General features: G+C 62.1%; 21 protein-coding genes. 16 read left to right on the forward strand and 5 right to left on the reverse strand.

Annotated elements, in window-relative coordinates:
- Positions 1-137 precede the first annotated feature (137 nt).
- The 3 genes from prfA to H4V95_RS06395 are packed head-to-tail and all read left to right on the forward strand — an operon-like array spanning position 138 to position 2,846.
- Entirely contained in the window at positions 138-1,214 is a 1,077-nt protein-coding gene (gene prfA, locus H4V95_RS06385; RefSeq protein ID WP_196865762.1) for a peptide chain release factor 1, read from the forward strand.
- Between the two features lie 14 nt (positions 1,215-1,228).
- On the forward strand, positions 1,229-2,122 hold the full coding sequence (gene prmC / locus H4V95_RS06390) for a peptide chain release factor N(5)-glutamine methyltransferase (RefSeq protein ID WP_209729453.1): 894 nt from the start codon (positions 1,229-1,231) through the stop codon (positions 2,120-2,122).
- A 4-nt stretch (positions 2,123-2,126) separates the two neighbouring features.
- The gene (locus tag H4V95_RS06395) at positions 2,127-2,846 is read left to right on the forward strand and encodes an L-threonylcarbamoyladenylate synthase (protein ID WP_209729455.1); all 720 of its coding nucleotides are present in this window, start codon (positions 2,127-2,129) and stop codon (positions 2,844-2,846) included.
- Here H4V95_RS06395 and H4V95_RS06400 read toward each other — a convergent pair.
- Genes H4V95_RS06400 through H4V95_RS06410 form a run of 3 tightly spaced genes read right to left on the reverse strand, consistent with a single transcriptional unit; the run spans position 2,755 to position 5,640 of the window.
- Positions 2,755-3,750, reverse strand: coding sequence for an NAD(P)-dependent oxidoreductase (locus tag H4V95_RS06400; RefSeq protein WP_209729457.1), 996 nt, complete (start codon positions 3,748-3,750; stop codon positions 2,755-2,757). The two genes, H4V95_RS06395 and H4V95_RS06400, sit on opposite strands and share 92 nt — an antisense overlap.
- A gap of 2 nt (positions 3,751-3,752) precedes the next feature.
- Positions 3,753-4,739 (reverse strand): glycosyltransferase, encoded by a 987-nt coding sequence (locus H4V95_RS06405; protein WP_209729458.1) that lies wholly within the window; start codon positions 4,737-4,739, stop codon positions 3,753-3,755.
- A gap of 1 nt (position 4,740) precedes the next feature.
- Positions 4,741-5,640 (reverse strand): glycosyltransferase, encoded by a 900-nt coding sequence (locus H4V95_RS06410; RefSeq protein ID WP_209729460.1) that lies wholly within the window; start codon positions 5,638-5,640, stop codon positions 4,741-4,743.
- Positions 5,641-5,828: 188 nt separating this feature from the next.
- Between H4V95_RS06410 and H4V95_RS06415 the strand changes: the two genes are divergently transcribed.
- The 13 genes from H4V95_RS06415 to H4V95_RS06470 all read left to right on the forward strand — a co-directional run bounded on the left by H4V95_RS06415 (position 5,829) and on the right by H4V95_RS06470 (position 17,228).
- Positions 5,829-7,658, forward strand: a complete 1,830-nt coding sequence (locus H4V95_RS06415) for a polysaccharide biosynthesis protein (protein WP_196865768.1) — start codon at positions 5,829-5,831, stop codon at positions 7,656-7,658.
- Positions 7,651-8,673: a glycosyltransferase family 4 protein gene (locus tag H4V95_RS06420; protein ID WP_209729462.1), complete on the forward strand. Its 1,023-nt coding sequence runs from the start codon at positions 7,651-7,653 to the stop codon at positions 8,671-8,673. Before H4V95_RS06415 ends, H4V95_RS06420 begins: the two co-directional genes overlap by 8 nt.
- A gap of 113 nt (positions 8,674-8,786) precedes the next feature.
- Entirely contained in the window at positions 8,787-9,290 is a 504-nt protein-coding gene (locus H4V95_RS06425; RefSeq protein ID WP_209729464.1) for a hypothetical protein, read from the forward strand.
- Positions 9,271-9,612, forward strand: coding sequence for a hypothetical protein (locus H4V95_RS18300; RefSeq protein WP_245345602.1), 342 nt, complete (start codon positions 9,271-9,273; stop codon positions 9,610-9,612). Before H4V95_RS06425 ends, H4V95_RS18300 begins: the two co-directional genes overlap by 20 nt.
- Before the next feature lie 85 nt (positions 9,613-9,697).
- The gene (gene atpB, locus H4V95_RS06430; RefSeq protein WP_196865771.1) at positions 9,698-10,519 is read left to right on the forward strand and encodes a F0F1 ATP synthase subunit A; all 822 of its coding nucleotides are present in this window, start codon (positions 9,698-9,700) and stop codon (positions 10,517-10,519) included.
- Between the two features lie 86 nt (positions 10,520-10,605).
- Positions 10,606-10,821, forward strand: coding sequence for an ATP synthase F0 subunit C (locus tag H4V95_RS06435; protein WP_019481292.1), 216 nt, complete (start codon positions 10,606-10,608; stop codon positions 10,819-10,821).
- 50 nt (positions 10,822-10,871) lie between these two features.
- Positions 10,872-11,420: a F0F1 ATP synthase subunit B gene (locus H4V95_RS06440; RefSeq protein ID WP_196865772.1), complete on the forward strand. Its 549-nt coding sequence runs from the start codon at positions 10,872-10,874 to the stop codon at positions 11,418-11,420.
- Entirely contained in the window at positions 11,420-12,235 is an 816-nt protein-coding gene (locus H4V95_RS06445; RefSeq protein ID WP_209729466.1) for a F0F1 ATP synthase subunit delta, read from the forward strand. Before H4V95_RS06440 ends, H4V95_RS06445 begins: the two co-directional genes overlap by 1 nt.
- Before the next feature lie 100 nt (positions 12,236-12,335).
- A complete protein-coding gene (gene atpA / locus H4V95_RS06450) occupies positions 12,336-13,970 on the forward strand; it encodes a F0F1 ATP synthase subunit alpha (protein WP_019481289.1) in 1,635 nt (544 codons plus the stop codon).
- Between the two features lie 89 nt (positions 13,971-14,059).
- The gene (locus H4V95_RS06455; RefSeq protein WP_196865774.1) at positions 14,060-14,953 is read left to right on the forward strand and encodes a F0F1 ATP synthase subunit gamma; all 894 of its coding nucleotides are present in this window, start codon (positions 14,060-14,062) and stop codon (positions 14,951-14,953) included.
- A gap of 78 nt (positions 14,954-15,031) precedes the next feature.
- A complete protein-coding gene (atpD, locus tag H4V95_RS06460; protein ID WP_196865775.1) occupies positions 15,032-16,495 on the forward strand; it encodes a F0F1 ATP synthase subunit beta in 1,464 nt (487 codons plus the stop codon).
- Between the two features lie 5 nt (positions 16,496-16,500).
- The gene (locus H4V95_RS06465; protein WP_196865776.1) at positions 16,501-16,785 is read left to right on the forward strand and encodes a F0F1 ATP synthase subunit epsilon; all 285 of its coding nucleotides are present in this window, start codon (positions 16,501-16,503) and stop codon (positions 16,783-16,785) included.
- Between the two features lie 11 nt (positions 16,786-16,796).
- Positions 16,797-17,228 (forward strand): DUF2550 domain-containing protein, encoded by a 432-nt coding sequence (locus H4V95_RS06470; RefSeq protein WP_196865777.1) that lies wholly within the window; start codon positions 16,797-16,799, stop codon positions 17,226-17,228.
- 88 nt (positions 17,229-17,316) lie between these two features.
- Here the strand turns inward: H4V95_RS06470 and H4V95_RS06475 are convergent, their stop codons facing one another.
- Entirely contained in the window at positions 17,317-17,520 is a 204-nt protein-coding gene (locus H4V95_RS06475) for a cold-shock protein (protein ID WP_019481284.1), read from the reverse strand.
- 255 nt (positions 17,521-17,775) lie between these two features.
- Entirely contained in the window at positions 17,776-19,005 is a 1,230-nt protein-coding gene (locus H4V95_RS06480; protein ID WP_196865778.1) for an N-acetylglucosamine-6-phosphate deacetylase, read from the reverse strand.
- Positions 19,006-19,034 lie beyond the last annotated feature (29 nt).

Below are 19,034 nucleotides of genomic sequence, written 5' to 3' on the forward strand. Positions count from 1 at the left end.
GCCCACGCTCGTCCGGTCCGCCGGATCGGGCGTGGGCGGCTCTGGTTAACCAAACGAGTCAACAGAAATGACGGGTTTCCGGACCGGTTGAGGTGATTGCTGTTGAATAGAAATTGTTCGAAAGAGGTATTTCCCAGATGTTTGAGTCGATCCAGAACCTGCTCGACGAGCACGCCGAGCTCCAGCTCAGGCTCTCCGACCCGGCAGTGCACTCTGACCAGGTGCTGGCCCGCAAGCTCGGCCGCAGGTACGCCGAGCTGAGCAGTATCGTCGACGCGCACACCAAATGGGAGGCGCTGAAGGACGATCTCGAAGCAGCACAGGAAATGGCCGACGACCCGGAGTTCGCTGCCGAGGTGCCGGTCCTGGAGGAGCAGCTCGCTGCCGCGCAGGAGCGGCTGCGCCGGTTGCTCATCCCGCGCGACCCCAACGACAGCCGGGACGTCATCATCGAGGTCAAGGGTGGCGAGGGCGGCGACGAAGCGGCCCTGTTCGCCGGCGACCTGCTCCGCATGTACACCCGGTATGCGGAGACCCGCGGCTGGAAGACCGAGATCATCTCGGCCAACGAGTCCGACCTGGGTGGGTACAAGGACGTCCAGATGGCAATCAAGGGCTCCTCCAACGAACCGGGGGAGGGCGTCTACGCCCGCCTGAAGTTCGAGGGTGGCGTGCACCGCGTGCAGCGCGTCCCCGTGACGGAGTCCCAGGGCCGTATCCACACCTCGGCTGCCGGTGTGCTGATCCTGCCCGAGGTGGATGAGCCGGAGGAAGTGGAGATCAGCCAGAACGATCTGAAGATCGACGTGTACCGGTCGTCCGGTCCGGGCGGCCAGTCGGTGAACACCACCGACTCCGCGGTCCGCATCACCCACCTTCCCACCGGAATTGTCGTGGCGATGCAGAACGAGAAGTCCCAGCTACAGAACCGTGAGGCGGGTATGCGGGTGCTCAGGTCCCGGATCCTGGCACACCAGCAGGCGCAGATCGACGCGGCGAACTCCGACATCCGGAAGTCACAGATCCGCACCATGGACCGCTCCGAGCGGATCCGTACCTACAACTATCCCGAGAACCGCATCGCCGACCACCGCACCGGGTACAAGGCCTACAACCTTGACGCGGTCATGAATGGTGACCTCGAGGCCGTGGTCCAGGCGGGCATCGAGATGGACGAACAGTCCCGGCTTGACGCGATCGGCGAGGACGACTGAGTGCCAACCGCCCGATGACCGAACAGATCTCCTCCGGAGAGACGCTTGAGGAAGCGCTGGCGCGAGCCACCGGTATCCTGACCGACGCCGGTGTGCCCAGCCCGCGGGTCGATGCCCACCTGCTGGCAGCCCACCTGCTTGGCGAACCCGTGGGACGGGTCAAAACCATGGCGCTCCTGGGTGCGGCAGCCCCGGCAGGCTTCTTCGAGCTGGTGGCGGAGCGTGCGCTCAGGATCCCGCTCCAGCACATCACCGGCACAGCCCACTTCCGGCGGCTGGAGCTTGCAGTCGGTCCGGGAGCTTTCATACCCCGCCCGGAGACGGAGTCCGTGGCGCAACTCGCGATTGATCACGCGCTGACGCTGATCAGACCCCGGGTGGTTGACCTGGGGACCGGAAGCGGCGCCATCGCGGCCGCCATCGCCGACGAGGTGCCCGGTGCCGACGTCTACGCGGTCGAATTCAGCCCCCTGGCCCATGCGTGGGCCGAACGGAATCTTCAGCCACGGTCAGTGACTCTGATTCTTGGCGACCTGCGGGATGCGCTGGGGGAGGAGGACGGGACGTTCGACGTCGTCGTGTCCAACCCGCCCTATATTCCCTCCGAAGCAGTGCCTCGTGAGCCTGAGGTGGCGGAACATGACCCACAGATCGCGCTGTACGGCGGCGGCAGGGATGGGCTCGAACTGCCCTGGGCAGCGGCGCTCAGCGCGGCGCGGTTGCTGGTGCCCGGCGGTTATTTCGTGATGGAACATGCGGAGGTGCAGGCCCCCGCGATCGCAGCGCTGCTGCGGTCCGACCCCCGCTGGGAAACTGTGCTCACCCACCAGGACCTCACCGGGCGGGACCGCTCCACCTCAGCCCTCCGCACCGAATGCGCCAATCCGGGCGCACCAGTGAAAGGATGAATTCGTGACCACCAGCTATGACTGTTCCGACCCGGCCCAGCGCAGCGACGGGTTGGCCCACGCCCAACGCGCTGTTGCAGCCAACCAGTGTGTGGTGCTCCCCACCGACACGGTGTACGGGATCGCCGCCGATGCTTTCTCGCCCCAGGCCGTCGCCACCCTGTTGGCATCCAAGGGTCGTGGGCGGAACATGCCGCCGCCCGTCCTGATACCCCGTATCCAGACCATGGACGGACTGGCCACCGATGTCCACCCTGATGCGAGGAAGCTTGCCGAGGCCTTCTGGCCAGGAGGACTGACCCTCATCTTCCGGGCCCAGCCCTCCCTGACCTGGGACCTCGGCGAGACCCTGGGCACGGTTGCGCTGCGCATGCCCGACGACGCGTTGGCGATCGACCTGCTGACCTTGACCGGACCCATGGCTGTTTCGTCGGCCAACCGCACGGGGTCGCCGGCTGCAACCACCGGCGCCGAGGCCTATGCCCAGCTAGCCGACTCGGTGGAGGTGTACCTTGAGGGTGGACCACGGAGTGGCACCGCCTCGACAATCGTCGACGCAACGGGGGAGGACCTCGTGCTGGTGCGCGCCGGCAGTATCAGCCTGACCCAGCTGCAGGAGGTTGTCCCCGGGGTCAGGGAACCTGGCGCTCCTGAGGATTCTGACGGTTCCGCCCCGCTCGACCCTGACGACGCCGGGACCCCGCAGCCTCCAGCACACCACTGACCCGGTGCTCCACCCGGATGTTGTGAGCTTCAGCCCACCCCGGGTCCTGCGCCTGACCGAACCACATCAGTTCCACCCGGCGCAGGCTGCCATGCAGTCGTTCACCGAGCAGCGCTGACATCTGGTAGCCCGCGCGGAGGATGAAACGGCACATGGACCGCGGCAGCACCATGGGGGTGCCTCCGGCTGCCTCCAGTACGGAGCGGACCGTCATTCCTTCGCCGGGCTGCAGGATGACAGCCGGAAGAGGTCCGGCAAAAGAACCCACCTGAACCACATAATCGGCCAGGGACTCCACCGACGTGACCGGGGTGCTTGCGGTTCCGGGTGCGGCTACCGAGGCCAGGGGTGATGCTGCCAGCCGCGCGAGCGCGGCGGTCGTCGGGCGATCGGCACCCTGCACCGACGTGGCGCGGACCACCACCGGGTGCGTTCCTTCAACCCCACCCCGTCCAACGGTGAGACGGAGTGCCTCCTCACCCAGTGCCTTGCTCCGGGAGTAGGCCGAAAACGGCGCCAGGTCGAAGGACTCGTCCAGGACCTCCCGTTGACCCTGGACCGCTGCACTGCTCAGGTGGATCAGCCGGTCCACCCGCGCTGCCGAGCAGGCGTAGGCCAGGACAGCGGGGAGCAGCGCGTTTGCTCCGCGGAGTTCAGCCGTGTCAGCGCTTCGTGGCGCGGCGACACCAGCGGCGTTGACCACCACTGAAGCACCGGACAGTGCCGCGGCGAGCCCGGCGACCGACGGGTGGCGGGCTGCCTCATCGAGGATCTGTCCAGCGGACCGGGCATCGCTCGCCAGGCGGGGTGCCGCGATACCCGTCACCTCCACACCCGCATCCTGCGCGGCACGTAACACGGCCGATCCGACAAACCCGGTAGCGCCAACAATCACCCAGGGCATCGTCAGTTCTTCTCCCTCAGCAGCTCGGACCGCTCAGGGCGTTCGGCAGGAGGTTCCAGGGACGGCATGGGCTGCCACGAAGGATCCGTAAGGATGGCGCGCGACTGCCGCCAGCCCCGCCAGAGCGGTGCCAGCCCGGAGAGGGAGTGCTCGACGGCGACCAGCCGGAACACTTCCTTGGCGGCGGTCAGCAGGGTGCCCAGACCAAAGCCCCAGCGGTTGAACCTGCCGTTGATCCTGAGATAGCGCGCCTGATGGCCCCGGTTCCGCATGCCGCAGTAGCGGCCCAGATCATTTGAATCGTTCAGGTGCCGCACTCCGAGGTCAATCTGTTTCTGGGGCCGGGCTTTTTTCAGCACGTACTCGTTGATGTACACCACCGGCTCGGACTGGGAGATCAGCCAGCCGTAGGTGGTGTCGTCCCCGTTGAGGAAGAACCGGGGATCGGGGAGACCCACGCGGCGCACCACATCGGCGTGGACCAGCATTCCTTCGAAGCAGCCCACATTGGTATGGAATACGCGGCTATGGCGAAACACGTTGCCGCGGACCGGGAAGTGTACGCCGAGAAAAGCGTTGAACTGGTGCTGCCAGAAGAACGGTTTGCCCGAGTGGTCGTACCGGCGCCCGTGAAGGCAGCGATACGTCTGCAGCTGCGGCTGGAATGCGGCGATCGCGCCGGGAAGCACCTCGACGTCGTCGTCCATCAGCCAGAGCCACTCGGCGCCCTCGGCGAGTGCCCGCTCCGCCCCGGCCGAGAAACCGCCGGATCCGCCGACATTCTTCTTCAACCGGTGATGAATCAGCGGCACCGGGAGGTTCGCCTGCGCAATGACCTCGTCCGTGGCATCGGTACTCGCGTTGTTGACCACAATGACGTTCTGCGGTGCCGGATCCAGCTGCGCAATGGTTTCGAGCAGGACCCGGAGGTAGCCTGCCCGGTTGAAGGTGGTGACAACCACCGTCACGGCGGGGTCGGAGGCGGTCATCTCAGAATCCATGGTCCGAGGGGGGCCCAAAACCGCGTCCGCGCACGCCGGTGGAGTAGGCCCTGAACCAGTCGGCGAGTCCGCGCGGGTCGCGATGCGCCAGGTAATAGAGCGGGTAGCCCACGCCGTCCGCGATGAGAGATTTCACCCGGCCATACCGGCGCGTCAAATATCCGCGGTTACGGAAGTAGTAATAACGCTTGAACGCCGTCTCGGGGACGAGCACGTGCAGCCGGTCACCGAGGACCTGGTGTGTTTCCGCCCACCCCGGAGGATGGCTCAGGGCAACGGTGGTCACCGTGCCGAACGGAATGCCGGCACGCCGGAGCCGCAGCATGAAATCCGTTTCATCTCCGCGGATGAACAGGCGGAGATCGGGAAGTCCCACCCGGAAAAACACGTCGGTGCGGATCAACGCGCCGTTGAAGAATTGGCCAACGTCTCTGATGATCCCCAGCTTCTCGACTTCGGCACGGTCGTGCACCGAACGCCCAGCCAACCGGAAAGGAAAGGACAGCCGGGTCGGCTCTCCGGGGGCCACGATCAGGGGTACGACGACGTCGAGTCCCTCCGCTTTCGCGGCTGCCAGCAGGGTAGCGAGGGCTTCCGGATCCTCCGGGTGGGCGTCGTCGTCCATGATCCAGACCCACTCGGCGCCGCTGGCCATCGCGGACAGGATGGCAAGGGAAAACCCGCCTGCACCGCCAAGATTGCTCAGGGAGCGGATGTAGTTCACCGGTGCGTCGGATTCGACGGCGATTGCCTCGATGTCCCGGGTTCCCGAGTCAACCAGCGCGACCGAGGTGAGCGGCGTGCTCTGTTGGGACAGTGCCAGCAGGAGGGTACGCAGGTCGTCAGGGCGGTCAAATGTCACTGCCGCAACGGCCACGGTATCCTGCAAAACAGTCCTTTCCGGTCCGCTCACAACACGCCTCAAAAGCAGTCAGGGCCGGGTAGTGCGGTTAGTATTCTCGGGTAGGGAGAGTCTATTACACCAGCACGAGCTGATACTTTGCCGTGAGGACTTACCCCTCGCCGTGAGGACTCCTCTACACGATTGCCATGACCGCCGAGCCGTTGTTAGGAACCATGAAACTCGCTGACAGCGCGGATCCAGCCCGGGAAGGGCCAGATAACCGCAGCACGACGCGGTCGGAGAAGCCGACGCTCTGGCTCTGGTCGCAGTACATTTTCGATTCGGTGGCCTGGGTGGTCGCGATTGTGTTGGCCCTGGTACTCCGGTACGAGCTACTGATCAACCAGATCAACGTGACGGGGGTGGTGGTGTTCTGCGCGGCGGCCCTCGCCGCCCAGCTCGCAGTAGGTCTGAGCTTCGCCCTCTATCGCGGCCGTTATAGTTTCGGCAGCTTCCACGAGGCACGACTACTGGTGATCGTCACGGTCATCGTCTCGGTGATCCTCCTGCTGGTCAGTGTCGCCTTCTTCTCGATCATCGAAATTCCGCGCAGCATCGGCATCATCGCGTTCCCGTTTGCCTGCATGTTCATGGCCTCCACCAGGTACCTCAAACGCATGTTTGTTGAAAGCAAGGCAAAACCCGGTGAGGATGCACAGCGGACCCTCATCTACGGAGCCGGGTTCCTCGGTGGTTCGCTGGTGGGTCGGATGCTCCAGGACCGGGACTCACCGTACTTTCCGGTGGGCCTGATCGACGATGACCCCGCCAAGAAACACCTCCGCCTTGCCACCGTTCCAGTCCTGGGCCGGCTTGAGGACCTTCCGGGGATCATCGCGCGCACCCGGGCTTCGGTGCTGGTGATCGCGTTCGCCGACGTCGAAGCAGCCCAGGTGCGCCGGGTGTCCGATCTGGTGGCCGGAATGAACATCAGGGTCCTGGTCCTGCCACCCCTGCGGGATATGCTCGCGACCGAAGGGTCTGGCGCCGGTTTCTCCGACTTTCGCGAGGTTGCGGTCGAGGACCTCATTGGTCGCCGGCCCGTGGACATCCACGCCGACGAGGTCGCCGGGTACATCACCGGAAAGAAGGTGCTGGTCACCGGCGCCGGCGGATCCATCGGATCCGAGCTGTGCCGTCAGCTGGCGCAGTTCAACCCCGCCGAGCTCATCATGCTCGACCGCGACGAAACGGGACTGCAGACCACCCAGCTCTCCATGACGGGGCGTGGACTGCTGACCGGCAAGGACACCGTCCTGGCGGACATTCGCGATGCCGACACGCTGCAGGCGATCTTTGGGGAACGCAAACCCGAGGTGGTGTTCCACGCGGCAGCCCTCAAGCACGTGTCGTTGCTCGAGCAGTACCCGGAAGAAGCCTGGAAAACCAACGTCCTGGGCACCCAGAACGTGCTCAACGCCGCCAAGGCAGCAGGCGTGACCCATTTCGTGAACATTTCCACCGACAAGGCGGCGAACCCCACCAGCGTGCTGGGTCACTCGAAACGGGTCGCCGAGAAGCTCACCGCCTGGCAGGCTACTCAGACTGCGAACAGTTACGTCTCGGTCCGGTTCGGCAACGTCATCGGAAGCCGGGGCTCGATGCTGCCCCTCTTTACCGAGCAGATCAGGGTGGGCGGACCCATCACCGTGACCGACCCTGAGGTCACCCGGTTCTTCATGACCATTCCCGAGGCCTGCCAGTTGGTGATCCAGGCCGGGGCTATTGGACGCCCGGGTGAGGTGCTGATCCTGGACATGGGCGAGGCGGTGAAAATCCTCGACGTCGCGCAACGGATGATCACGATGTCGGGTAAGGACATTGAAATAGTTTTCACCGGTCTCAGGCCGGGGGAGAAGATGCATGAGGAACTGGTCGGATTCGGCGAAGACGGTTCCCGTCCGCTGCACCCGAAAATCTCGCACACCAACGTATCGATTCTGGACCCGGGACAGCTGAACCTGCTCGACTGGAAACGCAAGGGCGGGATTCTCGATGCTTGAACTCCAGCTCGCCCTCGTGGTCGGTACCTCCCTGGTCCTCAGCGCTCTTTTGCCTTTCGTCCTCAAGCCGGTGCTGGCGAAGCTCGGGGTGCTGGACATCCCCAATGAGCGGTCCTCTCACACAACGGTGGTGATCCGCGGAGTGGGGATCACCGTGGCGGTGGGCATCGCGGCGTCGCTGGTGCTTTCCCTTGCCATCGGGCTGGTGGCCGTGGATCGGTCGTTGATCGTGATTATTCTGTCCATGCTCTCCGTCGCGGCGTTGCTGGGCTGGATCGAGGACTATCGTGGAATCTCGATTAGGGTGCGTGCAGTTCTGCAACTGATGATCGGAGCGGTAGGTACCGCAGCGCTGGCGTGGACCATCGGGCAGAGCTTCTGGTGGGTTCCGGTGGGTGCGCTAGCCGTGGCTGCGTACATCAACGCGGCAAACTTCATGGATGGCATCAACGGTATCTCCGGTATGCATGGAGTGGCGGTAGGCGCCTTCTATGCGATCGCCGGGATGCTCAGTGACCAGCTCTGGCTCGTTGTTGCAGGCCTGGTGGTGGCGGCAGCCTTTGCGGGGTTCCTGCCCTGGAATCTGGGTAGGGGATTCGTGTTCCTCGGCGATGTGGGCAGTTACCTACTGGGCGCCTCCATCGCGGCGATAGCTGTCACCGGATTGCTCGCTGGGGTGTACCTCGAGTATCTGTTCTCACCGGTGCTGATTTACCTCGCCGACACCTTCACCACCTTCCTGCGCCGCGTCCGGGCCGGTGACCGCTGGTACGCCTCCCACCGTGAGCATGTCTACCAGCGCCTGACCGACGTGGGACTGACCCACGTCCAATCGGCGCTCCTGGTCACCGGCTGTTCGGTGCTCACCGGCGCTGCCGGATTTGTCGCGGCGACTGCCTCGCCATTCGTTGCGGTCGCGTTCTCTCTGCTGGCCGCCGGGGTAGTGGTGTTCTACCTCTACTCACCTCGGCTGTTGACCGGCCGCGTCAAGGCCTCCCGCACTCTGCCCGGGTGAGCGGGTCGAACCCCGATTTCTCTTTACTGTAGAATTGATACGCAGTCCGCGGCGTTCCTCCCGTGGCCTGAGTCGGGGACTTCCCTCACATCGAATCTACGGATGGATTCCCTATGAGCACACCTGACGCCCCAGGCGTCGGTGCCCGTCGAGGCACTACCCATCCCGCCGCTGATCCGTCAGGATCCCTCTGGCTGGGAATCCTTAAAAAATGCGTTCTGGTCACTACCTCAGCCATTGCCGTGACCGCTGCGGTCGCGATTTTCGTCACCGGTCCGGGCGCTGCCTTGAGCGCGTTGTTCGGGTTAGCGGTCGTCGTCGCTTTCTTCGGGATCAGCCTTGCTGTTGGACACTTCGCTGGACGCAATAACCCATCGGGTGCCATCGGGCTCTTCGCCGTAACGTATGCGATCAAGGTTGTTGGGTTCGCGGTTGTTCTCTTCGTGCTCGGGACTCCACCATGGCTCGAGCCGAACTGGTTCTTCGCCGGCGCTGTCGGAACGGTGATTCTTTGGCAAACGGTGGAACTCTATGTCTTCTCCAAGGCGCGGCACCAGCTTTACAACGACCCGGAGCCGGTCAAGCCAGCTCCAGGAAATGAGGGAGACCGTGGCTGATTCGCGCCCACAGGACCCCCGACAGTCGTCTACGGCAAACACTGATGGTGGGGCCGATCGGGGCCCCTACGGTGAGGGCGGATACAACGCTGGTATTGCCGTCTTTAGCTACATTATTGGCGGGATACTCGTCTGGAGTTTGATAGGGTGGGGGCTGGACAACCTCCTGGGAACACAATGGATAGTGCTCGTTGGAGGTCTCTTGGGTGCAGTCGGGGGTTTCTACCTCTCCCATATGCATAACCTCACCCGCACCATACAAGCTGAGCCCGGTTCGACGCCGCGGGACAGCAGCGGGAAGGCTGGGGAGAACCCTAAGTGAATGTCGAAAACTTAATGAGTCGGAGCAGTAAATCCATGCCCGATCAGAACCTGCCCAACGATGGACACTGCAGAGAGGAAACGCGTTGATCGCGCTTGCGCTCCCGGCCACTACAACGGATGAGGGTTTCGTAGCCCCCACAATTGACGACACCCACTACCGGGATATTTTCCCGTGGGGCGGTGAATACGGCGTCTGGTTCGAGGGTGGCTTCGGCAAGCAGATGCTGATGATTATCCTGTCAGTCATCTTTATTGCCATCTTCTTCATCATTGCCTCCCGCAAGGGAAAGCTGGTCCCCGGCAAAATGCAGTTCCTGGGGGAGTCCGCCTACGGATTCGTCAGGAACTCCATCGGTAAGGACATTATCGGTGGCAAGGACTTCATGAAGTATGTGCCGTGGCTTTTCACCGCATTCTTCTTCGTCCTCGTAAACAACATTTTCGGCGCGATTCCGTTCCTTCAGTTGCCGAGCTTCTCCCATCCAGGTAGCGCCTACGCCATTGCGGGGATTTTCTACCTACTCTGGGTTGGCATTGGCATCAAGAAGCACGGACTGCGTTACTTCAAACTGGCAGTTGTCCCGTCGGGGGTTCCCTGGTACATCCTGCCGATCGTGGTCCCCATCGAGATCATCTCGAACTTCCTCGTTCGTCCGGTGACCCACTCACTCCGACTCTTCGCCACTATGCTGGCAGGCCACCTGATCATCACCCTGGCCGGTTCGGCCATTGAATACATGGTGCTGACGGGAAACATCCTGCTACAGGGTACGAGCGTGCTGGTCCTGGTTGGAGCTGTCTCCATGTACATGCTTGAGGTGCTGATCATGATCCTCCAGGCGTACGTGTTCACACTGCTGGCAGCCATCTACATCGAAGGCGCACTCCACGCCGACGCTCACTAATTTTCACGACTAATTAATACAGACTTCCCCGTCGGGGATGATCCCAAACAACCTGTCGCAGCAAGCGGCATCTTGAAAGGAACACAATGGAAGTACAGGGTAGCCTCAACCTCGTTGGATACGGTCTCTCCGCAATTGGTGGTGGCATCGGTGTAGGACTCGTCTTCGCCGCATACATCAACGGTGTAGCGCGTCAGCCAGAAGCCCAGCGGGTCCTCCAGCCCATCGCCTTCCTCGGACTGGCTTTGACTGAAGCACTCGCCATCCTCGGCTTGGTCTTCGCGTTCGTTATCGGCGCGTAATTACGCGTCCGCCACGGTCCATAGACTAGCTAAAGAAAGACGGGTGAAACATGCTTAACGCAGCGATAATGGCGGCAGAAGAGGGCACAAGTCCTCTTATCCCGAATCTGTGGGAACTGCTCGTTACGTTGGTGGGCTTCGCGGTGCTGATGTTCATCGTCATCAAGTTCGTGATGCCGGCGTTTGAGAAGACGTTTGCGGAGCGGACTGCAGCCATCGAAGGCGGCATCGCCAAGGCTGAAGCAGCGCAGGCTGAAGCAAACGCAGCACTTGACGAATACAAGCAGCAGTTGGTGGATGCACGCACGGAAGCCAACCGCATCCGTGAGGAAGCACGCGCCGAAGGTGCGCAGATCCTCGCGGAACTGAAGGAAAAGGCCGGAGCTGAGTCAGCTCGTATCACCGAGCAGGCACACGTCCAGATTGAAGCAGAACGTCAGGCAGCTGTTGTGTCACTGCGCGCCGAAGTTGGCACGCTGGCAACCGACCTCGCCAGCCGCATCGTTGGAGAGTCGCTTTCTGATGATCAGCGGTCCGCGCGGGTCGTCGACCGCTTCCTGGCCGACCTCGAAACTCAGAGCGCAGGTGCATCGAAGTAATGGCAGGTGTATCCAGCCAGTCCCTGGCAACGGCACTCAAAGATCTAGAAACCCGTCTGCCCGGCGCAACGCTGTCGTCGGCCGAGGAACTCTTCGGGGTCCTCGACATGCTCGATAGCAACGCCGGTCTCCGTCGCGCGCTGACCGATCCTTCCCGCGAAGGCAGGGACAAAGCCGCACTGGTTTCGACCCTGGTTGCGGGCAAGGTCTCAGAGCAGACAGCGACGGTGGTCGGGGAACTGGTTTCCATGCGATGGGCCGCGGCCCGGGACCTTGGAGACGCGCTGGAAACCCTTGGTGCCACCGCAGCGATTGCGGTGGCAGAAAATCGGGGCAACGGTGCAGCAAGTCTGGAGAGTCTTGAAAACGACCTCTTCGACTTCATCAGGACCGTTGACTCGAGCCACGAATTGCAGCGTGCTCTGTCCGAGCGGCAGGCCACTGACGACGCCCGGGTTGCCCTGGCGCTGAAGCTGGTTCCCAACGCCGGACCAGAAGCGCAGCTGTTGGTGCGTCAGGCAGTACAGGCACCCCGCGGCATCAAGCCCACTCACTTGGTGAAGCGGTTCGTTGAACTCGTGGCCAAACGGCATGACCGCTGGATTGCCAACGTCAGCGTTACCCGTCCGTTGACTGATGAGCAGTACGAGCGGTTGCAGCAGGGCCTCAACTCCCTGTTTGGACGCGAGCTCAGAACCGATGTCACCGTGGAGCCGTCGCTTATTGGCGGGGTCCGCGTCCAGGTTGGCGATGAAGTGGTTGATTCCACGGTTATCGCCAGGCTGTCTGAACTGCGGCGAAAGCTTGCGGTGTAGGACGGTACGCCGTCCTGGAGCCAGACACACAACAGACTGAATTACACACCGGTCGCCGCGAAGCAGTGGTGATCACAACACAGGAGAGCAGGGACTGCAGATGGCCGAATTGACCATCAACGCCGAAGACGTCCGTAATGCGTTGAACGAGTTTGCGGCATCCTACGAGCCCGGCAACGCAGAACGCGTTGAAGTCGGCCGCGTGAGCACTGCCAGCGATGGCATCGCCAAGGTAGAAGGATTGCCTTCGGTGATGGCCAATGAATTGTTGCGTTTCGAAGATGGCACCCTGGGCCTCGCCCAGAACCTCGACACCCGTGAAATCGGCGTCGTCGTGCTTGGTGACTTCACCGGTATCGAAGAAGGCCAGGAAGTTCACCGCACAGGAGAGATCCTCTCCGTGCCAGTGGGCGACGCCTTCCTCGGCCGCGTAGTTGACCCTCTGGGTCAGCCCATCGATGACCTTGGCGAGATCAAGGCGGAAGCGCGGCGCGCACTGGAGCTTCAGGCGCCGGGCGTTACCGAGCGTAAGTCGGTCCACGAGCCCATGCAGACCGGGCTTAAGGCCATCGACGCGATGATCCCGATCGGCCGTGGCCAGCGCCAGCTGATCATTGGTGATCGTCAGACCGGCAAGACGGCCATCGCCGTCGACACCATCATCAACCAGAAGGCCAACTGGGAGTCCGGCGATGTGAAGAAGCAGGTTCGCTGCATCTACGTCGCCATTGGACAGAAGGCCTCAACTATCGCTGCCGTACGCCAGACCCTTGAGGACAAGGGCGCCCTGGAGTACACCACGATCGTTGCATCACCTGCATCCGATCCCTCAGGCTTCAAGTACCTGGCACCCTACGCAGGTTCGGCCATCGGCCAGCACTGGATGTACGCCGGCAAACACGTCCTGGTGATCTTCGATGACCTTTCCAAGCAGGCCGAAGCCTACCGAGCGGTGTCGCTGCTGCTGCGTCGTCCACCAGGACGCGAAGCCTACCCGGGCGACGTGTTCTACTTGCACTCCCGTCTGCTGGAGCGTTGTGCGAAGCTCTCCGATGAGCTCGGTGCGGGTTCGATGACCGGTCTGCCGATCGTCGAGACCAAAGCCAACGACGTCTCGGCGTTCATTCCGACCAACGTTATCTCGATCACCGACGGGCAGATCTTCCTGCAGTCGGACCTCTTCAACGCCAACCAGCGTCCAGCAGTCGATGTCGGCGTCTCGGTGTCACGCGTGGGTGGTTCAGCACAGGTCAAGGCCATGAAGAAGGTCTCGGGCACGTTGAAGCTGGACCTCGCGCAGTACCGGGACATGCAGGCGTTCGCAATGTTCGCCTCGGACCTGGATGCAGCATCGCGTCAGCAGCTGACCCGCGGTGCGCGCCTGATGGAACTGCTCAAGCAGGGCCAGTATGCACCGTTCCCCGTAGAGGATCAGGTCGTTTCGATCTGGGCCGGCACCAACGGCTACCTCGACGACGTACCGGTTGAGGACGTTCGCAAGTTCGAGGGCCAGTTCCTCGAGCACCTGCGGCACAAGTCGTCAGTCCTCACCACCCTGGCCGAGACCAACCTCCTTGAGGACTCCACCGTCGACGAGCTGAAGAAGCAGATCGACGACTTCAAGCAGGGCTTCTTCGGCGAAGGCCACGATGGACTGGTAGCCGGACACGAAGAGTACAGCGCCCTCTCCGAGGACGAGGTCGACCAGGAGAAGATCGTCAAGCAGAAGCGCTAGGGAATGAGGTACCGGGGTGACTCAGTCACCCCGGTACCACCCCGGCCTTAGCCGTAATCCCCAGGTGGACTACGAAGGAAAGGACATGTATGGGAGCCCAGATCCGGGTCTACCGCCAGAAGATCACGTCGACCACGTCGATGAGGAAGATCTTCAAGGCGATGGAGCTGATCGCGACTTCTCGCATCGGCAAGGCAAGGGCACGAGTATCCTCGTCCCTGCCCTACGCCAATGCGATCACCCGTGCCGTCTCAGCAGTGGCATCGCAGTCAGAGATCGATCACCCGCTCACCACCGAGCCGGAGCAGATTCGGCGATCGGCGGTTCTCGTGATGACCTCAGACCGCGGACTCGCGGGATCCTACTCAGCGAGCGTGCTGAAGCAGGCCGAATCACTGATCGAGCTGCTTCGGGAAGAAGGCAAGGAAGTCAAAACCTACCTTGTCGGTCGGAAGGCGCAGGCCTACTTCGACTTCCGGGACCGCGCGTTCGAGAACGTGTGGATCGGCGGGACTGACGCGCCAGATTTTGAAACCGCACGCGAGATCGGCAAAGCACTCCTGGCCGAGTTCAATACGGACTTCGAAGACGGCGGCGTCGACGAAATCCATGTCGTTTACACCCGCTTCAGGTCAATGGTGTTGCAGGAACCAACGGTAATCCGCCTGCTTCCACTCGAGGTCGTCGAAGAGGAAGCAGCATCTGAATCAGATCTGTTGCCGCTCTACGAGTATGAGCCGGAGCCCGAAATGGTTCTGGACGCACTGCTCCCCCGCTACATCGAGTCGCGGATCTTCGCGGCCCTGTTGCAGGCAGCAGCGAGCGAACTCGCCGCCCGTCAGCGGGCAATGAAGTCCGCAGGCGACAACGCAACTGATCTGATCAAGAAGTACACCCGGCTCCGCAACACTGCGCGCCAGGCGGAGATCACCCAGGAACTTTCGGAGATTGTGGCAGGTGCGGACGCGCTCAGCGCATCCTAGCTTCCCCGCAAATTCTTGAACCTGCTCCACCCTAGTTAGACTTAGCCCCACGCCATCTACGTAAGTGAAGTGAGAGAGATGACTGCCCAGACTATTGAGCACGGTAGTGACTCAGTTGCATCCGGCGGCACAGGTCGAATCGCCCGTGTCATTGGCCCGGTTGTCGACGTCGAGTTCCCGGCTGACGCCATTCCCGCAATCTACAACGCGCTGACCACTGAGATCACTCTCAATGGTGAGACGCACATGATCACCTTCGAGACCTCACAGCACCTCGGTGACAACCTGGTGCGTGCAATCTCGCTCCAGGCCACTGACGGCCTGGTCCGCGGAACCGTTGTCCACGACACCGGCAGCGCCATTTCGGTGCCCGTCGGCGACGTCGTCAAGGGTCACATCTTCAACGTCCTGGGTAAGCCCCTCGACGTCGAAGAGTCCTCGCTGGAGATCACTGAGCGGTGGCCAATCCACCGCAAGCCACCGGCATTCGCCCAGCTCGAAGGCTCCACCGAGATGCTGGAGACCGGCATCAAGAGCATCGACCTTCTCACCCCGTACATCAAGGGTGGAAAGATCGGGTTGTTCGGCGGTGCAGGCGTTGGCAAGACCGTGCTGATCCAGGAAATGATCACCCGTGTTGCCCGTAACTTCGGTGGTACCTCGGTATTCGCCGGTGTTGGCGAGCGGACCCGTGAAGGAAACGACCTCTGGGTTGAAATGGAAGAGGCGGGCGTCCTGAAGGACACCGCGTTGGTGTTCGGCCAGATGGATGAGCCACCAGGAACGCGCCTCCGGGTTGCCCTGTCGGCCCTGACCATGGCCGAGTACTTCAGGGATGTCCAGAAGCAGGACGTGCTGTTGTTCGTTGACAACATCTTCCGCTTCACCCAGGCAGGTTCCGAGGTATCGACCCTCCTCGGCCGGATGCCTTCGGCAGTGGGCTACCAGCCGAACCTTGCCGATGAGATGGGACTCCTCCAGGAGCGCATCACCTCGACCAAGGGCCACTCGATCACGTCAATGCAGGCCGTCTACGTACCTGCTGATGACTACACGGACCCGGCACCGGCAGCAACCTTCGCCCACCTTGATGCCACCACCGAGCTGTCGCGTGAAATTGCTTCACGTGGACTGTACCCGGCGATCGACCCGCTGACTTCGACGTCGCGAATTCTCGATCCCCAGTACATCGGACACGATCACTACAACACTGCAGTGCGTGTCAAGCAGATCCTCCAGAAGAACAAGGAACTGCAGGACATCATCGCCATCCTCGGTGTTGACGAGCTCTCCGAAGAAGACAAGATTGTTGTTTCGCGGGCACGCCGTATCCAGCAGTTCCTGTCGCAGAACACCTACACGGCTAAGCAGTTCACCGGAGTCGAAGGCTCCACCGTGAGCATCAAGGACACCATCGAGGGCTTCAACGCCATCGCCAACGGCGACCTTGACCATATTGCTGAGCAGGCGTTCTTCAACATTGGCGGACTCGACGACGTCGAGCGCCAGTGGGCCAAGATCCAAGAGCAGACCGGAAAGTAACGTTCATGGCTGAACTCGAAGTAGAAATCGTCGCGGCGGACCATTTTGTCTGGTCCGGCGCGGCGACCATGGTCAGGGCTCGCACCAGCGACGGCGAAATCGGTATCCTGCCCGGGCATGCTCCGATGCTCGCCATCCTGGCTGAAGGCGAAATGGCCATTGAGCCCGTCTCCGGTGAACGGCTATTGGTAACGGTTGACGGAGGGTTCTTCTCTGTCGACAGCAACCGGGTAGTCATTGTCGCTGACAACGCGAAGATCGGCGGCAATGTGTCTGCGGAGACTCGCTGACAGCACCGGTGATGGACGGTCTAGGTATAGCCTTCATCACGCTCGCAGCGATCTTTCTGCTGCTGGTGCTTGCCATCATGGCTTTCGGTCTTCGCCGGCTTCAGCTGCGCGGAGCGCTCGGAACCTTTGACGCCTCCATCTGCTTCCCTCCCCAGGGATGGCAGATGGGGGTTTGTCGTTATACGGACCTGCATCTTGAATGGCTTCAGATGGCATCCTTGAGTCCTCGTCCCCGCTACCGTTATCTACGCAGTTCGCTGGAGCTTAAGGGATGGCGTCAGCCCACTGAGGCTGAGAAACGCCGGATCCAGCCCGGCGCGATAGTGGTCACGCTGGACTACGAGGGCCAGGAAGTGTTGCTGGCGATGAAGTTCGACGTCTACGCGGGCCTGTCCTCGTGGCTGGAGGCGGGACCGGTTGTCGGGATAGGTACCTGGCGCTGAGATCCACATATAGGTAGGGCCCCCACGGTGATCCGTGGGGGCCCTACCTATAAAGAACCGGTCGACTGCTGAGACGACCGATCGGACGCTACAGGGCGGTGACGCCGGTAGCCTGGGGGCCCTTGGCGCCCTGACCGATTTCGAACTGAACGCGCTGGTTTTCGTCGAGAGTCTTGAATCCACCGGTCTGGATCTCAGAGTAATGTACAAAAACATCGCCGTCGGAGTCGTCCGGGGTGATGAAGCCGAAGCCCTTTTCAGCGTTAAACCATTTCACAGTGCCCTGTGCCATTTGTTTCTCCTCCATAATGAAATGTTCAGTCCTACACACTGCATGTAGTCCCGGGGTCACTCCACGGAAACAACCTATCGGCACCTCTTGTATTTCGGTTCCGGTGGGAAGTCTCACGCTCGCAACATCGTCTTGCGAGCATGCTTCACACGTACACAAAGACTGAAATAAGCATCACATAATGGCCTGTGCTGGTCAACGGAGATTTCGTGCAAATTCTGGGAAATTAGCAAAAGGTAACGGGTAGGCATGCTGTTAGAACGGTTCCAGCCAGACGCCTTCCCGGAGCACGGCCAGCAATGCAAGGTCGGCGGTCACCACCACGGCATCGGCGCGCAGGCCCAGCCGGAGGCTGCCGATTTCATCGGCGAGTCCGAGGACGTTGGCGGGGACCGCGGTCGCGGAGGCCACCGCATCTTTGAGGGGTACACCGGCGTCAACGGTGCGGCGCACCACATCAAGCAGAACTGCCGTACCGCCGGCGAGGGATCCGGTGCGGTCAAGGGTAGCTACGCCATTGGCGACTGTCACAGCGGAGGAGCCCAGATGGTAGTTGCCGTCGGGGAGACCCGCCGCGGCCATTGAATCGGTCACCAACGTGATGTTCTCCGACCCTACGAGGTCGAAAACAGTCAGGACCGTTTGGGGATCCAGGTGAGCGTTGTCAGCGATCAGTTCGACGACGGCAGTCCCCGCTTTCGCTGCCCTGAGGCAGGCGGCTACCGGCCCGGGGGAGCGGTGGTGCAGTGGCGGCATCCCATTGAAGAGGTGTGTGACGGTGGGTCGCATGCTGTAGCCGTCGAACCCGGATGACTCCATTTCCTCCCAGGCGAGTGACAGCGACGCTGCAGCGGTGTCGGCGTCGGCATCGGTGTGGCCGAGGGACGGGGTGATCCCGTGGGTGGTCAGGATATCGACCAGTGCATCCGCTCCAGGCAGCTCCGGCGCGTAGGTCATGGTCTTGAGCCTGCCCTGTGCCGCTTCGATCAGGTCTGCCACATAGTCGGGTTCAGGGTCGGAAATGTAGTCGGGGTTTTGGGCGCCGCAGCGTGCGACCGAGACAAACGGTCCTTCCGCGTGGATGCCCGCGATGACCCCTTCCTCTGCCAGCCCGGCCAGGACCGCAAGCGCATTGATCAAGTCTTGCCGCGGAGCGGTCATGGTGCTCGCCAGGACGGTGGTGGTGCCGCTGCGGTGGAGGAAGTCGACCGCCCGGCGCGCGGCACTTACATCAGCATTGGCGAAGTCCCCGCCGTTGGCTCCGTGACAGTGGGTGTCCACGAGTCCGGGTAGGAGGATACTGCCCGGCGGGAATTCCCGATCCGCCGGTGCGGATCCGCCATCGAATGCGGCAGCTGGGCCGGCGAACGAAATGCGATCGCCGTCGACAGCCAGCACCCCGTCATCAATGATTCCGGCCTCGGTGATGATGCGTCCACGAATGTAACGCACAGTGGAGCGTCCAGGAATCTCGTTGCTGACCATAGCCTGATTCTATGCGCAGCTCGCGGGTT

The organism is Arthrobacter sp. CAN_C5 (genome assembly GCF_017875735.1).
Classification (GTDB): Bacteria; Actinomycetota; Actinomycetes; order Actinomycetales; family Micrococcaceae; genus Arthrobacter_D.

Coding starts and splice junctions, on each gene's coding strand:
- prfA (WP_196865762.1), top strand. CDS start 138: ATGTTTGAGTCGATCCAGAACCTGCTCGACGAGCACGCCGAGCTCCAG.
- prmC (WP_209729453.1), top strand. CDS start 1,229: ATGACCGAACAGATCTCCTCCGGAGAGACGCTTGAGGAAGCGCTGGCG.
- H4V95_RS06400 (WP_209729457.1), bottom strand. CDS start 3,750: ATGCCCTGGGTGATTGTTGGCGCTACCGGGTTTGTCGGATCGGCCGTG.
- H4V95_RS06405 (WP_209729458.1), bottom strand. CDS start 4,739: ATGACCGCCTCCGACCCCGCCGTGACGGTGGTTGTCACCACCTTCAAC.
- H4V95_RS06415 (WP_196865768.1), top strand. CDS start 5,829: ATGAAACTCGCTGACAGCGCGGATCCAGCCCGGGAAGGGCCAGATAAC.
- H4V95_RS06420 (WP_209729462.1), top strand. CDS start 7,651: ATGCTTGAACTCCAGCTCGCCCTCGTGGTCGGTACCTCCCTGGTCCTC.
- H4V95_RS06425 (WP_209729464.1), top strand. CDS start 8,787: ATGAGCACACCTGACGCCCCAGGCGTCGGTGCCCGTCGAGGCACTACC.
- H4V95_RS18300 (WP_245345602.1), top strand. CDS start 9,271: ATGAGGGAGACCGTGGCTGATTCGCGCCCACAGGACCCCCGACAGTCG.
- H4V95_RS06435 (WP_019481292.1), top strand. CDS start 10,606: ATGGAAGTACAGGGTAGCCTCAACCTCGTTGGATACGGTCTCTCCGCA.
- H4V95_RS06440 (WP_196865772.1), top strand. CDS start 10,872: ATGCTTAACGCAGCGATAATGGCGGCAGAAGAGGGCACAAGTCCTCTT.
- H4V95_RS06445 (WP_209729466.1), top strand. CDS start 11,420: ATGGCAGGTGTATCCAGCCAGTCCCTGGCAACGGCACTCAAAGATCTA.
- atpA (WP_019481289.1), top strand. CDS start 12,336: ATGGCCGAATTGACCATCAACGCCGAAGACGTCCGTAATGCGTTGAAC.
- H4V95_RS06455 (WP_196865774.1), top strand. CDS start 14,060: ATGGGAGCCCAGATCCGGGTCTACCGCCAGAAGATCACGTCGACCACG.
- atpD (WP_196865775.1), top strand. CDS start 15,032: ATGACTGCCCAGACTATTGAGCACGGTAGTGACTCAGTTGCATCCGGC.
- H4V95_RS06465 (WP_196865776.1), top strand. CDS start 16,501: ATGGCTGAACTCGAAGTAGAAATCGTCGCGGCGGACCATTTTGTCTGG.
- H4V95_RS06470 (WP_196865777.1), top strand. CDS start 16,797: ATGGACGGTCTAGGTATAGCCTTCATCACGCTCGCAGCGATCTTTCTG.
- H4V95_RS06475 (WP_019481284.1), bottom strand. CDS start 17,520: ATGGCACAGGGCACTGTGAAATGGTTTAACGCTGAAAAGGGCTTCGGC.
- H4V95_RS06480 (WP_196865778.1), bottom strand. CDS start 19,005: ATGGTCAGCAACGAGATTCCTGGACGCTCCACTGTGCGTTACATTCGT.